This window comes from Dankookia rubra (assembly GCF_004355005.1).
Lineage (GTDB): Bacteria > Pseudomonadota > Alphaproteobacteria > Acetobacterales > Acetobacteraceae > Paracraurococcus > Paracraurococcus ruber_A.
Genome location: NZ_SMSJ01000111.1, coordinates 1 through 14868, shown reverse-complemented (window position 1 = coordinate 14868; position 14868 = coordinate 1). Strand labels below are relative to the sequence as shown.

The window sequence follows — 14868 nt, the reverse complement described above, 5'->3', positions numbered from 1 at the left end:
GCGGTGCGCTCTGTCATCGGCACCGCGACGCGGCGCAGCACCGACGCCTATCAGGCTATTCGTGCCACGCTCCAAGGCCAGTCCATCCTCGCCCCGGGTTGAGCAGCTACCAATAATGACGTGCTGTAAAGGCCTTGCCTAGACGGCAATACGGCAATCCGTATAAGCGTATGGCTGATTGCGGCGGCTATGCCTGGTCGAAGCCTGCATAGGTGACGACGCGCGGGTCGTCGATGCTCGGAATGGCCGGCCGCCGCTGACGTACACCAGTTGTCACCACTACCCGCCTCCCCCGTGAGCCAGGATCCTACCCCAACCGATCCAAGCTCCACAGAGCTGTATGCTCTTGACCCCTATGTAGCGTGCCAGGGGCCTCATGCGGCTGCTGCGGCCCGGCGCCGCATGAGGAAGGTGGGCGGGATGGCCAGCATGAAGCCCAACGCGGTCAGCAGGAAGCCATCGCGATAGCCCATCATGCCTGCCTGCGCCGCCAGCATGCGGCCAAGATAGTCGAGCGCGTAGGCGAGCCGCGGTCCCTCTGCCATGCCGATACTTTCTGGCCCGAATCCGGGGGCGATCCCACCCTCTGCCAAGCCTCCCTCAGCCAGGGTGTATCCAAGCACTTGGCGTAGCAGGTCAACGGTGGCGGGATTGGAGGTGTCCTGCGAGATTGCGAAGGTGTTTGCGTAGAGCTGCGTCCGCCGCTCGACCACTACGGCAAGAAGGTTCGTCCCCAGCGCCCCGCCGAGCTGCCGGACGAAGTTCACTGCTCCCGATCCCTGGCCGAGCAGGGGCGTCGGCAGCGCCCTGAGCGCGCCTGCGTTCAGGCTCGGCATGATGAGGGCGAGGCCGACGCGGCCCAGCATGATCCAGATGGCCAGGGTCCAGAACGGCGTGTTGGTGTCCAGGCTGGCCATGAGCCAGGCGGAATATGCGAAGACTGCGAGTCCGACCGCGATCATGGCGTGGGCCGGCAGCCGGTCGGTCAGACGGCCGGCGATGGGAAAGACCAGTGTTAGCAGGAGCCCGGCTGGCATGAGCACAAGGCCGGAGCGTGTCGGGGTGTAGCCCTGGATGGTCTGTACGAAGAGCGGGACGAGGTAGGTTGAGCCGTAGATGCCGGCGCCGAACACGACCGCAACGAGCGAGGCGCCGGCAAAGCTCGGGATGCGAAAGAGCGCGAGATTTAGCATCGGCGCTTCGGTCCGCACCTCCCACCACAGAAAGCCGACGCCTGTCAGAGCGGCCAAGGTTAGGTCGGTGAGCACGAAGTGCGACAGCCAGCCGTAGCGCTGGCCGTTGGAGAGCGCGGTCAGTAGGGTGAAAAGGAAGGCCAGCATCAGTCCGAAGCCGATCCAGTCAAAGGGCCGGCGCGGGCCGGTGGCCGTCCGGCCCGGCATGAACAGGGTGGCGAGGACGACGCCAGCAGCGCAGAAGGGCACCACGAGGAAGAACACGTAGCGCCAGCTCAGGTTGTCCACCATAAGGCCGCCGATGGTCGGGCCGAGCGCGGGTGCGAGCACAACGCCAATGCCGTAGATGCCCATAGCCGAGCCGCGCTGCGCCGGCGGGAATACTTGGAAGATCACCACCATGGCAAGCGGCTGTAGGATCCCGGCGGCCGCGCCCTGCAGCACGCGCGCCAACACCAGCACCGGCTCGGCCGGGGCGAGGCCGCCCATGATCGAGGCGGCAATGAACAGCAGCAGCGTGACGGAGAAGGTGGCGCGCTGGCCGAAGCTGTCGAGCAGCCAGGCGTTCAGCAGCATGGTCCCAGTCATCGCCGCCAGGAAGCCGGTGGAGATCAGCTGCGCCTTGTCCTGGCCCATGCCGAAGGCGCCCATCATGTCCGGCAGGGCCACGTTCACGATGGTGGAGCTGAGCACCGTGCTGATGGTGCCCATCATGGCCGTGACCGTGACGTACCAGCGGTAGTTCGGTCCCCAGCGCGCGAACATCTCTTGCAGGGGGGCGGGGAGGGCGGGCGCATCACTCACGGGTGCGGGCCTCCACCTCTACCATCATGCCCGGGCTCAGCCGTCCCTCGCTCTGCGGTACCCGGATGCGCACCGGCAATCGCTGGGCGATCTTCGTGAAGTTGCCGCTTGGGTTCGGGTTCGGTAACAGGGCGAACTCGCTTGTCGCGGCTTGGCCGACCCGCTCAACCACGCCCTCCATCACAAGCCCGGGATAGGCATCCACGGCGATGCTCACTCTGGCGCCGGGACGGAAGTAGCGGATGTCCGTCTCCTTCACGTTGGCGTCCACGCGCACCGCGGCGGGATCATGCACCATCAGCAGGCGCTGGCCGGGCGTGACGTACTCGCGCGCGTCCACGAAAGTTCGATCTACCACACCATCGAAAGGCATAACGATGGTACGGTCTTTTAGGTCGAGTGCGGCGCGGTCGCGCTGCAACCGCAGCCCGCGCTCCTCAGCGGCGAGGGTGTCGAGCTGACGTCGAAGTACCGTGAGCTGCCCGCGCGCTGCGACTACCTCGGCGAGGGCGGCGCGAGCATCCGCCACCTCGGCGCGGCGGCCCAGCACCTTTTGCGAGCCGGCATCGAAGGCAGCGCGCGTCTGGTCGAACCGTGCCTGGGTGCCGGCGCCGGTTTCCATTAGCCGGCGCGCCCGCGCGAACTCGGCCCGCGCGAGGTCGAGCTGCGCCTCAGCTTCGGCGAGCGCCGCCTCCGCGACCGTGACCCGGGCTTCCCGAGCCTCACGCTGGCTCGCAGTCTGTTGATCAATCACCACGATTCGTGCTTCGGTCTCGGCCCGCCGCGCGGCCGCGGCGTCAAGCTGGGCGTCGAGCTCGAGCAGTTGGAGAGACGCCACCCGTTCGTCGATGACCACCAGCAAGGCGTCGCGGGCCACTGTCTCGCCCTCCGTCACCGTGATGGTGCTGATCCAGCCAGGGACGCGGCTGCTGAGCACCACCATGTCCGCGGCGACGCGCGCATCCTCCACCAGCACGTGGGTGAAGCGGTGATAGAGCCAGACGCCCGCGCCGAGCGCCAGCGCCGCACCCACCGCGAGGAGCGCCATGCGGGCGAGGGCGCGGCGGAAAGCGGGCCGCAGCCGCGGCCCCGCCTCGCCGGCTGCGCGCGTCGCGCCGGCGCTAGGCTGCCCGATGTCCATTCTTCGCTCCGGTCGCATCCAGCTGCGGATCGGGGGCAAGATTGCCCGCAATGCGCTCCAGCACCGCCTTGCAGGCATCGAGCTCCGCATCTGCCACGCCTGCCAGCAGCTCGGCGCGGACCTCAGTGGCGGTATCCTCGATCAGTCGGAGAGTGGGCGTGGCTTTGTCCGTGAGGTGCACGGTCTTCGCCCGTCTGTCCTGAACCGCTTCGTGCCGAACGACTAGGCCTTCCTGCTCAAGGCGGTCGAGGGTGCGGACCAACGTGGGCCCTTCCACGCCGACGCGCGCCGCGAGCTCCTTCTGGACCAAGCCACCGCCGCCCCGTGCCAGCTGCAGCAACGTGAGCCAGCGAGCCTCTGTCAGCCCGAAGGCCTGCAGCCGCCGGTCAAGGCGGAGCCGCCAGCGGCGGGCAATCTGCCCGAGGAGCACACCGAAATATTCCTGTTGACCTGGACGGTCAGCCTGTATTTTCATCGCTCCCTATTAAGTAGCAGGCGAACAATTTGATTGCAACTTTCTTCTGAGCGTTTCACCCTTTGAGACACGTTGGAAACTTCACCCGAAGCGAGGCCAAATGAGAGCACGCAAACCCATGGAACCTCGTTCGCCTCCGGTAGCGTGCGGGCTTGCGGGTGAAGTTGGCCGCGGCGCTGAGGCCGGACATGACGACAGAGACAGAGGTCGCCCGGATCAAACACGAAGACGAGGCCGACTTCTCCAAGCTCGCGGTTCTGCCGGAGAAGGCAAAATAGCGAGAATCGAGTTAAAGCACGTCAGGAGAACAATTCGGTCATGCTGCCGTGCGCGCATCGATGGCGTGACGTATCGCTCACATCGGTCCGCACTGAGGCGGCCGGACATGACCAGTCTGCCGCACAAGCCTCATGCTCCTGCCGCCCTGCCCGTGGAGCCGACGTGACACCGAAATCATGTAGCCGGATGTCGTGGCCGCTGAGAGAACGGGACGATTGGTCGGCAGCGCATGCGTCGCCAGCGGCGCACTGCAACAACCGCTCGCCGGGCGCGGGCCCGCACGGGCGACATCTTCCGCTTCGCCAGCACCAGATGCCACGGAGGAAAAGCAACCCAGACTGCGACAATTCGCCTCAGGGCAGGCGGGGCGATGGACGACCTATCCCTAGCCCCCGCTTTTAGAAGGTTGGGAGGAACATTCATGGATTTGACACTTACGGAGAAGCACCGCGCTTTGCGCGATGAGGTGCTGGCATTCATCGAGAAGTACCGAGGCGTGGCGCCGAGCCCTGGTGGCGGGCGGAAGCGGCCGGACGCAAAGGTGTTGGAATGGCAGAAACTGCTGCTCGAGCACGGTTACTTCGCCCGCAGCATCGCGCGCGAGTACGGTGGTTTCGGCGCGCCGCAGGATCTCATCGAGCAGGCCATCATCGCTGATGCCTTCAGCCGCGCTGGCGTCTCGCCAGGCATCCACAACCAAGGCATCAGCATGCTGGTGCCGACGTTGCTCGAGGTCGGTACAGAGGAGCAGAAGCGTCGCTGGGTCGGCCCGACCATCCGCGGCGACATCATCTGGTGCCAGGGCTATTCCGAGCCAGGCTCCGGCTCCGATCTAGCGGCGGCGAAGACTCGGGCGGCTGTCGACGACGGGCATTTTGTCATTAATGGTCAGAAGATCTGGACCAGTTCGGCGCACTACGCCGACATGATGTTCCTGCTCTGTCGTACTGAACCCGAGCAGTCGAAGCACGCTGGCCTTTCTTACCTTCTTGTGCCGATGAACACGCCCGGCATTGAGGTTCGCCCCCTGCGCACCATGACCGGCAGGGCCGAGTTCAACGAGACCTTCTTTACCGACGTGCGTGTGCCGGTTGATCAGATTGTAATGAGTCGCGGCCAGGGCTGGCATGTCGCCAACATCACGCTGAAGTACGAACGGCTGCTGCTTGGTGATCCCAACAAGCTGCAGCAGCGCCTGGAGGCGATCCGTCGCATGATGACGCAGCCGGGGCCAGACGGCTCGCGGTTGCTCGACCGCGCCGAGTGGCGCGATCGCCTGCTGCAGTTGCAGGGTGAGGTGATGGCAGGCCGTCACCACAATCTGCGCCTCCTTAGCGAACAAGCGGAGGGCGTAGATTCCGGACTTGGCCGCTTGATCGTGAAGTATCACGGTACAATGCTGGGGCACCGGTTAGCCTCGCTAGCTCTCGACGTGCTCGGCAGCGCCGGGCTGCACTACGAGCCCCAAGGCGAAACCGGTGAGGACGATACCGCGACCACCTGGCAGATCGACTACATGTACGACATTGGCCTGATCATTGGCGGCGGGTCCTCAAACATCCAGAAAAACATCATCGGTGAGCGCGGTCTTGGCCTGCCGCGTGAGCCCAAGGCGGCAGTGCCAGCGGGAGGGAACTGATATGCGGTTTGGTCTGACCGAAGATCAGGGACTATTCGACCGCTCGCTTCGCGCCTTCCTGAGTGACCGGCTCTCGCTCGAGACACTGCGGCGTTTAGCTGAGCCAGGCACTGGCTTCGACGCGGATCTGTGGCGGGGCCTGGGGGGGATTGGCCTGCACGGACTGTTGGTGCCGGAAGAGCACGGCGGCTCTGGGCTCAGCATGCTGGACGCGGCGCTGGCGGCGGAGGCGCTCGGCTACTACGCTGCGCCGGCGCCCTTTGCCGCGGCGCTGGTCATGGCTGTGCAGGCTTTCCACAGTGCAGGCGATGCAGGTCAGCAGAACGAATGGCTGCCGCGGATCGCCGCCGGCGAGGTACGGATCAGCCTCGGCTTCGCAGGGCTGGCAGGGCAGACTGGGCGGGCAGCACTGCGCCTCGACGGTGGACGCCTCTCGGGCGCGCTTGATGGGCTGATGGACGGCGGAGAGGCGACGCATTTTCTAGCCTACCTGCCGGACGGCCGCGCCGCCCTGCTGGAGGCCGGCAGCGTAGGGACTACTGTCACCCTGCGCCGCAGCGTGGACCGTACTCGCGCTTTAGCGGATCTCGACCTCGCAGGGGTGGCACCAGTCGCGCTGCTCCAATCCTCGAACGATCCACTTGCTGCTGCGCGGCGGGTGTGCGATGCGGGGCGGGTGATGCTGGCGGCCGATACGCTTGGCGCAGCGCGGAACATGCTGGACCGCGCCGTCGCCTATGCCAATGAGCGGGTGCAGTTCGGCCGGGTAATCGGCAGTTTCCAGGGCGTAAAGTACATGTGCGCCGACATGGCGACCATGCTGGAGCCTTGCCGCGCCATGGTTTGGTATGCCGCTTATGCGCAAGACGCGCTGCCGGAGGAGGCCTCGGCCGTGGCTGCGCATGCCAAAGCACATTTGGCCGAGGTCGGGCGCGAGGTCGCCCGGCTGGCGACCGAGGTGCATGGCGGCATGGGATTCACCGACCTGCTGGGCCTGCACTACCAGTTCAAGCGCATCACCTTCGACCGGCAAGTGCTCGGTGGACCCGAGCGCTGCCGGCACGACGCGGCGGTGGCGCAGGGCTGGATCGCGGCCTGAGCTGAGACAGCGGAATAAGCAGGAGAGAATGGATATGTCCTTGCGCGAGAAGGGGGCGATCACCGGGGTGGGCGAGACTGCCTATTCTAAGGAATCAGGGCGCAGCGTACTGTCGCTGCAACTCGAGGCATCACTGAAAGCGATCGAGGATGCCGGGCTAAAGCCTACGGACATCGACGGCGTGATCCCTTACGCCAGCGGGGTCGTCGCCGAGGATTTCATCACCAACCTCGGCCTACCTGACCTGCGCTTTTCGGCAGTAACGCCGCTAGGTGGAGCAAGCTGCGTGGCCGCGGTGCAGTGCGCTGTCGCGGCGATCGCCTCGGGCATCTGCAACCATGTGCTAATCCCGGTCGGGCGCAACGGCGCTTCGCAGGGACGAATCGGAACGCGGGTGCAGTATATGCCGCAGTTCCGGGTGGTAGGTGAGTTCGAGATGCCGCTTGGTGCAATCGCGCCGGCGCAGCTCTACGCGCCGATGGCACGACGGCATATGGAGCTCTACGGCACCACCAGCCAGCAGCTCGGCGAAATTGCGGTCTCGACCCGGGCCAATGCCATCCTCAACGGCAACGCCGTGATGACAAAGCCGATGTCGATCGAGGACCATCAGGCCTCGCGCATGATCTCGGACCCGTTCCGGCTGTTCGACTGCAGCCTGGAGAGCGACGGCGCTTGCGCCATCGTGGTCAGCGGCGCGGACCGCGCGCGCGACCTCCGGAGGCCTCCTGTCGTTGTAATGGGCGTCGCCGAGGGTCACCCGGATTCGCCGAGCGTGATCACTCAGCGCCCGGACCTGACGCGCCTCGGGGTTGCCAAGGCGGCACCGCGGGCCTTCGCTATGGCAGGCGTCTCGCATGATGACATTGATGTAGCCGAGATTTACGACTGCTTCACCTACATCGTGATGTGCCAGCTCGAGGACCTCGGCTTTTGCAAGAAGGGCGAGGGTGGCCCATTCGTCGAGAGCGGCGCCATTCGCCTTGGCGGCAAGCTGCCGATCAACACCCACGGTGGACTGCTCAGTCAAGCGCATATGGTGGGGATGAACCACATTGCCGAGCTGGTGCGCCAGCTGCGTGGGGAGGCCGGGAAGGCCCAGGTGGCGGACGCGGAGATCGGCCTCGTGACAGGCTACGGTGACATGGGTGACGGCTCCGTCGCCATTATGCGGAGGGGATGATGAGCGCGACTGGAATCTACAACAAGCTCGTACCCGAGCCGACACCGCACAGTGCCCCCTACTGGGAGGGGCTGAACCAGCGCAAGCTGCTGCTGCAGAAATGCCAGGGCTGTGGCAAGATCCGTCACTACCCACAGCCAATGTGCGCCGCCTGCCATTCAATGGAGGTCGGATGGGTCGAGGCCAGCGGACGGGGCACAATTTACAGCTGGACCATCACGCATCATGCCTTCCATCCCGGGGTGCGCCAGGATCTGCCCTATATCCTTGCCACCGTGGTCCTCGAGGACGGCGTGCGCATGAACGCGCAGCTCCGCGGAGTACCGGCGAAGACGCTATGCATCGGCCTGCCTGTGCGCGTCGCCTTCGAGACGGTGAAGGAAGGCCTAACACTGCCCTACCTGATCCCGGAAGAACCGGCATGAAGGCCAAGCTCAAAACTCGACCCAGCACTATGGGAGTGAACGGGACGGACGGGACTAGCAGGGCGCTCGTGTGCGGCATGGCCATTGCCTTCGGGGGAGTCGCATTCGGCATTCGCCCGCAGCGAAGGGATGCCACCTCAATAACATTGATGCTCCTTGCTGTTGATGGCGTATCAAGAGAGTCTTGGTTCTGGTGGGTTGCGCACTCGCCGCGGAACAGGACACGGTGTGATATCGCGGCTGACGAGAAAACGCGTTCGTTGGCCGCCGCGCGCCGGAAGATCGATACCAGTAACTACTTCAGAGACATTGCTGGAGATGCTCCTGCCACGTGGGAGAGAAGACCATGACTGTCGAACGAGGTGACGCCATGTCGCTGATACCGGATGCCGCACGCGCCATGGTCGGCGCTTCGGACCCTCCGATCCGGGTCGAGATCAGCCGCCAAGACATCAGAAAATACTCAATGGCTACTGAGCAGCGTCAGCGCAAGTTTTTGGACGGTGATGAGGCGCCGCCAATGTTTTTGTTTGGGGCGCTGCGCCAGATTGGGCCAATTGAGGACTTGGGTCCGGACGGAATCCCGGCGGGCTCGTTGTTGCCGAACCTGCCGCTCAAACGCGTAATGGCCGGCGGCACCAAGACCCGCTACTTTCGCGCTGTGAGGCCTGGTGACGTGCTGATCGCTTCCCGTTCGCTTGCCGAGATCTACGAAAAGAGCGGCTCGCAAGGTCCGCTAATCTTTCTCGTCTACAAGCTCGACGTGCGGACCGAGACGGGCGAGCCAGTGGTTGAGGAACTGCAAACGCGGATCGTCCGATAGGAGGACCCCTATGCCACGCCTTTCCGAACTCAACACCGGCGACGCCTTGCCCAAGCGCCGGCACACGCCGACGAACGTCTCTCTGTTCCTCTACAATGCCGCAATCTGGAATGCGCACCGCATCCACTATGACGAGGTCTACACCAAAGAGGTGGAGAGGCATCCGGCGATTGTCGTGGACGGACCGCTGCAGGGCGACTGGCTAACTCAAACGGTGCTGAACTGGCTCGGCGAGGACGGCGTGCTCGTTGAACTGGAATACTCGAACCGTCGCACCGGCTACCTCGGTGAAACGCTGGTTTCGGGCGGCAGGATCGAGGCGATACGGCCGGAGACGTCGGAGGCTGAGTTGTCGCTCTTCGTGCGCAAGGAGAGCGGGGAGGTCACCGTCCCCGGGCGTGCCTTAGTGCGACTCAACCGCTGATCCAACGGCATGCCGCCACCCAAGTTGTTGCGGCTCACCGCGCTCCGATTTTCAGCCAGTGAGACCATCCCATGAATGCCACCGACCCACAGACTGGATCCCGCCCGCCGGCTTCCCGAGACGTCAACTTCGACGCGATCGTCATCGGCGCGGGGATCTCCGGCCTGTTCCAGCTGCACTGCTTGCGCGACCGGCTCGGCATGAACGTGCGTGTGTTCGAGGCCGGCACCGGCGTCGGCGGCACTTGGTACTGGAACCGCTACCCCGGTGCCCGGTTCGACAGCGAGAGCTATTCCTACGCCTATTCGTTCAGCCAGGAGTTGCTCGATGAGTGGGACTGGAGCGAGCATTTCGCCGGTCAGCCGGAGACGGAACGCTATCTCAACCACGTCGCTGACAAGTTCGACCTGCGCCGCAGCATCAGTTTCTCAAGCCGGGTAAAGTCGGCGCACTGGCGAGAGGCAACGCGGTCCTGGACTATCACGCTTGAGAATGGCTCACAACACAGCTGCCGGTTCCTTGTCACCGCGGTCGGCCCACTCTCGGCGCCCACTTACCCGCGGGTAGAAGGTATCGATAGCTTCGGCGGTGAGGCCTATCATACCGGACTTTGGCCGAAGCACGCTGTGACGTTCGATGGGAAGCGCGTCGCGGTGATCGGCACTGGTGCGAGCGGTGTGCAGGCGATCACCGAGATCGCCAAGACAGCGAAGACTCTTACCGTATTCCAGCGCCGCCCAAACTGGTGCAAGCCACTGCACAACCGCCCTATCTCCAAGAAGGAGATGAAGGAACTGCGTGCCTGGTATCCGGAGATGTTCCGAATCTGTAGCAGCACCTCTTCTTGCTTCCTTCACACGCCGGATACCCGCAAGACCTTCGACCTCACGCCCGAGGAGCGCGAAGCGTTCTGGGAGAAGCAGTATCAGACGCCCGGGTTTTCCATGTGGGTCGGCGGCTTCCAGGACATGATGACCGACCGCGCGGCCAACGACGAGGTCTCGCGCTTCGTCGCCCGCAAGATCCGCGAGCGGGTGCGCGATCCGAAGGTCGCGGAGCTGCTGGTTCCGAAAGATCATGGCTTCGGTACGCGCCGTGTGCCGCAGGAATCCGGCTACTACGAAGTGTTTAACCAGCCCAATGTTAAGCTGGTCAGCATCTTCGACGATCCGATCAAACGCATCACGCGGACCGGTATTGAGCTCGCTGACAGCAGCATCGAGTTTGACATGATCGTCTATGCCACCGGTTTCGACGCGGTGACCGGTAGCCTTGACCGGATCGACATCCGCGGCATCGGTGGCGAGAAGCTGAAAGACAAGTGGCGCGGCTCACTCGAGACGTTCTTCGGCATGCTGGTCAAGGGCTTCCCAAACCTGTTTATGGTGCTCGGGCCGCACGCCGCGCTTGGCAACGTGCCGCGCTCGATCGAATACAACGTCCTTTGGATTACAGACCTACTCGCCTACATGCTCGCGCTCGGCCATACCTACGCCAACCCTACGCAGGCGGGCGTCGATGCCTGGACGGAGTCGGTGATGAAGGCCGCCGAGGGCTTGCTCTCGAGCGAGGTGGATAGCTGGATGACCGGCATTAACCAGAATGTCGAGGGCAAGCAGACCCGGATCATCGCCCGCTACAGCGGTAGCGCCCCGGAGTTCCGCGCCAAGGCTGACGCCGTGGCAGCGGGCGGCTATCGAGAGCTCGAGCTGGACTGAAACGGGGAGTGACCGGCTGCGCCGCGCCCGAGATGGAGGGGAGGACATGAATACGAGACTTTGCAAACGGCTCGGGATCGAGTTTCCGCTGTTCGGCTTCTCGCATTGCCGCGACGTGGTGGCGGAAGTGACCAACGCCGGCGGGTTCGGCGTGCTTGGCGCCGTCGGGCTTACACCCGAGAAGCTCGATGTCGAGCTGCGGTGGATCACCGACCGGGTCAACGGCAAGCCCTTCGGCATCGACCTGTTGATTCCCGAGAAGATGCTCGGCAAGGAGGAGGACACCACCGATGCCGAGCTCCGGGCCCGCATTCCGGCGGGGCACAAGGCGTATGTGGAAGGTCTGCTGCGGCGGCATCAGATCGACACCTCCGGCCTCTGGGACGACGATCCCAACGATCGGGATTCGTCGATCATGCGCGAGGCCGGCGCGGCAAGGATGCTCCAGATCGCCTTCAAGTATCCGATCAAGATGTTCGTCAATGCGCTCGGCGTGCCTCCGGCTTCGATCATCGCCAATGCGCATGAACGCGGCATCCTGGTGGGCGCGCTTACCGGATCGCCGCGCCACGCCATCAAGCACGCCCAGGCCGGAGTGGACGTGCTCGTTGCGGCGGGCGGCGAGGCGGGAGGCCATTGCGGCGAGATCGCGACTATCGTGCTGGTGCCCGAGGTGCTGCAGGCCATCGAGGGCCACGTCAACATCGATGTGCTAGCAGCGGGCGGTATCGCCACGGGGCGGCAGATGGCGGCCTGCATGGCGATGGGCGCAGCCGGCGCCTGGTGCGGGTCGGTCTGGCTCACCACCACCGAGGCGGAGACGACACCCACGGTGAAGGAGAAGATGCTGAAGGCTACCTCGGCCAACACCGTCCGCTCCCGCAGCCGCACGGGAAAGCCGACCCGTCAGCTGCAATCCGCCTGGACCGATGCTTGGCAGGCGGAGGGAGCGCCGGCTCCGTTGCCAATGCCACTGCAGGGCCTGCTCTCCCGCCCTCCGATGCTCAAGGTGGATAAGCTCGCCGTGGGCGGTCATGAAGGTGCGAAGGCGATTTCCTCCTACTTCGTCGGCCAGTGCGTTGGACTGATGAATGAGGAACAATCCACACGTTCGGTTGTCTACGAGTTTAAGAAGGACTTTTACGAGGCTGTTGAACGGCTGTCTGCGACGCTCGCAGATTAGTCGACTACCGGCCAGCCTCCGCCTCGACGCCCAGGTGTATAGAGACGCCACCCGACCCCGCAGTGCCGCACCATCGCACAGGAGTTTTACAGGTGACTGAGCCAGTGAAGCCACGGCTTGCTGCAACTCTTATGTTGGCCCGCGACGGGTCCGAGGGACTGGAGCTGTTTATGGTGGTGCGGCACCACGAGATCGAGTTCGCCTCTGGGGCTCTCGTCTTTCCTGGAGGCTCGGTGCATGGTGGTGATTCAGATCCGCGATGGCGCAAGCTCGCGGACGGCGTTGAGGGTGTCGACGACGCCATGCTGGCACTGATGGCAGCAGCGGCGCGCGAGGCGTTTGAGGAATGTGGCGTGTTATTCGCCCGGACGCAGCGGGGCGGGCCGCTTGTGGACGGCCGTCGCGCTGCGGCGCTCGGCGCGGCCTACCGACAATCGATCGAGAAGGAGATGCTGGATTTTTCCGAGATGATGGAGAAGGAGGGCTTGGTCGCAGCTTTTGACCAGCTTGTACATTTCGCACATTGGGTCACCCCATCCCACATGCCCAAGCGGTTTGACACGCACTTCTTCCTAGCGCCCACGCCGCTCGGCCACATCCTGGCGCATGACGGACAGGAAGCAGTCGACTCCGTTTGGATCATGCCGCGTAGTGCCTGCGAGGATGCCGATGCTACGGCGCGGACAATCCTGTTCCCGACCCGGATGAACCTCGAGAAGGCTGGACGGCACCGGAGTGTTGCCGAAGCGCTGGCGGCGGCGCGCGCCGCGCCCGTCGTCACGGTCCGGCCGGAGGTGCGCATGGTGGAGCAACGCCGCGTGCTCTGCATCCCTGTCGAAGCGGGCTACGGTGGCGGCGAGTTCCTCGTCGAGGGCGCTCCCGGCAAGGGCGCGCGTATTCGCAATGCTGATGGTAGCGAGCGCTCGCCGCTGACGCCGAGCGGGTCCGCATGACCGTCTTGCCAGGCCGACAACGTATAGAAGTTACTGCCCAGGTAGGTGACGGCGAGTGGCGTCCCGGCCAACTCAGGGCAAAGCACGACCGATGAGCGAGTGGCGGTGAGGCCGGCCTAGATTTTGTTTGACGCGGGACGGGGTAGTCGATTCAAAGAATCGATGGATCGCGCCGCCCTCGACAAGCTCACGAAAGATGGCCTGATTGAGCTGGTGCTGGCTCTGGAGGCGCGTCATGCAGCGGAGATGGCGGCGTTGCAGCAGCGGATCGCCGAGTTGGAGCGGCAGATCGGGCTGAACAGCAGCAACAGCGGCAAGTCACCGTCCAGCGATGGTCTGAAGAAGCCGCCGCGGGTCGGCAACCTGCGACCACCCTCCGGCAAGCCAAGCGGTGGGCAGCCCGGCCATTCGGGCAAGACCCTGCGTCGCACCGAAACTCCCGACGCCACCGTCGACCACTACCCGCAGGCCTGCACGGCGTGCGGCACGGCGTTGACCGCGACGATGGCAACTGGCCATGTTGCCCGGCAGGTGTTCGACCTTCCTGAGCCGCAGCCGTTGGCCGTCACCGAACACCGGGCGCACGCCTGCCGATGTGCGGCCTGCGGCAGGCAGACGCGGGCGGATTTTCCGGCCGGGGTCACCGCGCCAGTGCAGTACGGCACGCGGGTCGCCGCTTTTGTGCTCTATCTGCTGCACTACCAGTTGTTACCCGAGAAACGCCTGGCCGAGGCCATGGCGGATCTCTTCGGGGTGACGTTGGTCACCGCGACCATCGCCCGGATCAGCCAAGAGGCTGCCCAGCGCTATCAGGGCTTCACCGATGCCGTGCGCGATCACGTGGCCGCGGCACCGCTCAAGCACCTGGATGAGATCGGCTTCCGGATCGGCGGCAAGACGCAGTGGCTGCATATCGCTTCCACTGTCCTGCTCACCTTCTACCGCATCTCACCGAAGCGCGGCAGCCTGCTGGCGAATGTCACTGGCATCATCGTGCATGATCATTGGAAGCCTTACTACACGCTGGCAGGCGTGCTGCATGCGCTGTGCAATGCGCACCACCTGCGGGAACTCAAGGCCTTGGTCGAGATCGAGAAGGAGGATTGGGCGCGTCGGATGCAACGCCTGCTGCGCCGCGCCTGCCACGCCACCAATCTGGCGCGCGACCGGGGCGTACCGCTCAAGCCGCCCCTGATCGCCGGCATCGAGCGATGTTACGATGCGATCCTCGCCGAGGGTCTGGCATTCCATGCAGCACAGCCCGCGTTGGTCGCCGCCGCAGTCGCCGCTCAGCACCGTGGCCGTCCGGCGCGACGGGTTGGCCACAACCTGCTGCTACGCCTCCGCACCCGCAAGCAGGACGTGCTCCGCTTCCTTACCGACCCACGGGTACCCTTCACCAACAATCTGGTGGAGCGTGGTAATTACCCACCCCCTCTGACTTCTGCGGCGTAGCGGTCAGGCCGTGACAGTCGTCAGGATGGTGCCAAAGACGCTGGTGTTCGGCGCGAGGCGGGCGGTGTCGACCA

Annotated in this window: 13 protein-coding genes; 10 read left to right on the top strand and 3 right to left on the bottom strand. The window is 64.6% G+C overall.

Annotated elements, in window-relative coordinates:
- Window positions 1–374 precede the first annotated feature (374 nt).
- From E2C06_RS31950 to E2C06_RS31940, 3 genes are read right to left on the bottom strand one after another with little or no spacing between them, the layout of a single operon-like run.
- Entirely contained in the window at window positions 375–1997 is a 1623-nt protein-coding gene (locus tag E2C06_RS31950) for a DHA2 family efflux MFS transporter permease subunit (protein WP_241671571.1), read from the bottom strand.
- Entirely contained in the window at window positions 1990–3138 is a 1149-nt protein-coding gene (locus E2C06_RS31945; RefSeq protein WP_241671570.1) for an HlyD family secretion protein, read from the bottom strand. Before E2C06_RS31945 ends, E2C06_RS31950 begins: the two co-directional genes overlap by 8 nt.
- A complete protein-coding gene (locus tag E2C06_RS31940; RefSeq protein WP_133292618.1) occupies window positions 3119–3613 on the bottom strand; it encodes a MarR family transcriptional regulator in 495 nt (164 codons plus the stop codon). Before E2C06_RS31940 ends, E2C06_RS31945 begins: the two co-directional genes overlap by 20 nt.
- A 700-nt stretch (window positions 3614–4313) precedes the next feature.
- Between E2C06_RS31940 and E2C06_RS31935 the strand changes: the two genes are divergently transcribed.
- The 10 genes from E2C06_RS31935 to tnpC all read left to right on the top strand — a co-directional run bounded on the left by E2C06_RS31935 (window position 4314) and on the right by tnpC (window position 14794).
- Complete coding sequence (locus E2C06_RS31935; protein ID WP_133292617.1) at window positions 4314–5531, top strand: acyl-CoA dehydrogenase family protein; 1218 nt, start codon at window positions 4314–4316, stop codon at window positions 5529–5531.
- Between the two features lies 1 nt (window position 5532).
- Window positions 5533–6630 (top strand): acyl-CoA dehydrogenase family protein, encoded by a 1098-nt coding sequence (locus E2C06_RS31930; RefSeq protein ID WP_133292616.1) that lies wholly within the window; start codon window positions 5533–5535, stop codon window positions 6628–6630.
- A gap of 34 nt (window positions 6631–6664) precedes the next feature.
- Window positions 6665–7813, top strand: coding sequence for a thiolase C-terminal domain-containing protein (locus E2C06_RS31925; RefSeq protein ID WP_133292615.1), 1149 nt, complete (start codon window positions 6665–6667; stop codon window positions 7811–7813).
- A complete protein-coding gene (locus E2C06_RS31920) occupies window positions 7813–8238 on the top strand; it encodes a Zn-ribbon domain-containing OB-fold protein (protein ID WP_165982794.1) in 426 nt (141 codons plus the stop codon). Before E2C06_RS31925 ends, E2C06_RS31920 begins: the two co-directional genes overlap by 1 nt.
- Window positions 8239–8584: 346 nt before the next feature.
- On the top strand, window positions 8585–9061 hold the full coding sequence (locus E2C06_RS31915) for an FAS1-like dehydratase domain-containing protein (RefSeq protein WP_206664784.1): 477 nt from the start codon (window positions 8585–8587) through the stop codon (window positions 9059–9061).
- 10 nt (window positions 9062–9071) lie between these two features.
- Window positions 9072–9485, top strand: a complete 414-nt coding sequence (locus E2C06_RS31910; RefSeq protein WP_133292613.1) for a hotdog family protein — start codon at window positions 9072–9074, stop codon at window positions 9483–9485.
- Between the two features lie 71 nt (window positions 9486–9556).
- Window positions 9557–11203, top strand: coding sequence for a flavin-containing monooxygenase (locus E2C06_RS31905; protein WP_133292612.1), 1647 nt, complete (start codon window positions 9557–9559; stop codon window positions 11201–11203).
- Window positions 11204–11249: 46 nt separating this feature from the next.
- Complete coding sequence (locus E2C06_RS31900; protein WP_133292611.1) at window positions 11250–12386, top strand: nitronate monooxygenase; 1137 nt, start codon at window positions 11250–11252, stop codon at window positions 12384–12386.
- A gap of 92 nt (window positions 12387–12478) precedes the next feature.
- Window positions 12479–13339, top strand: coding sequence for an NUDIX hydrolase (locus E2C06_RS31895; protein WP_193560528.1), 861 nt, complete (start codon window positions 12479–12481; stop codon window positions 13337–13339).
- A 162-nt stretch (window positions 13340–13501) separates the two neighbouring features.
- Window positions 13502–14794 carry an IS66 family transposase gene (gene tnpC / locus E2C06_RS31890; RefSeq protein ID WP_133292610.1) on the top strand — a complete coding sequence of 431 codons (1293 nt, stop codon included), beginning with the start codon at window positions 13502–13504 and terminating at the stop codon, window positions 14792–14794.
- Window positions 14795–14868 lie beyond the last annotated feature (74 nt).

Coding starts and splice junctions, on each gene's coding strand:
- E2C06_RS31940 (WP_133292618.1), bottom strand. CDS start 3,613: ATGAAAATACAGGCTGACCGTCCAGGTCAACAGGAATATTTCGGTGTG.
- tnpC (WP_133292610.1), top strand. CDS start 13,502: ATGGATCGCGCCGCCCTCGACAAGCTCACGAAAGATGGCCTGATTGAG.
- E2C06_RS31925 (WP_133292615.1), top strand. CDS start 6,665: ATGTCCTTGCGCGAGAAGGGGGCGATCACCGGGGTGGGCGAGACTGCC.
- E2C06_RS31930 (WP_133292616.1), top strand. CDS start 5,533: ATGCGGTTTGGTCTGACCGAAGATCAGGGACTATTCGACCGCTCGCTT.
- E2C06_RS31900 (WP_133292611.1), top strand. CDS start 11,250: ATGAATACGAGACTTTGCAAACGGCTCGGGATCGAGTTTCCGCTGTTC.
- E2C06_RS31905 (WP_133292612.1), top strand. CDS start 9,557: ATGAATGCCACCGACCCACAGACTGGATCCCGCCCGCCGGCTTCCCGA.
- E2C06_RS31915 (WP_206664784.1), top strand. CDS start 8,585: ATGACTGTCGAACGAGGTGACGCCATGTCGCTGATACCGGATGCCGCA.
- E2C06_RS31945 (WP_241671570.1), bottom strand. CDS start 3,138: ATGGACATCGGGCAGCCTAGCGCCGGCGCGACGCGCGCAGCCGGCGAG.
- E2C06_RS31935 (WP_133292617.1), top strand. CDS start 4,314: ATGGATTTGACACTTACGGAGAAGCACCGCGCTTTGCGCGATGAGGTG.
- E2C06_RS31910 (WP_133292613.1), top strand. CDS start 9,072: ATGCCACGCCTTTCCGAACTCAACACCGGCGACGCCTTGCCCAAGCGC.
- E2C06_RS31920 (WP_165982794.1), top strand. CDS start 7,813: ATGAGCGCGACTGGAATCTACAACAAGCTCGTACCCGAGCCGACACCG.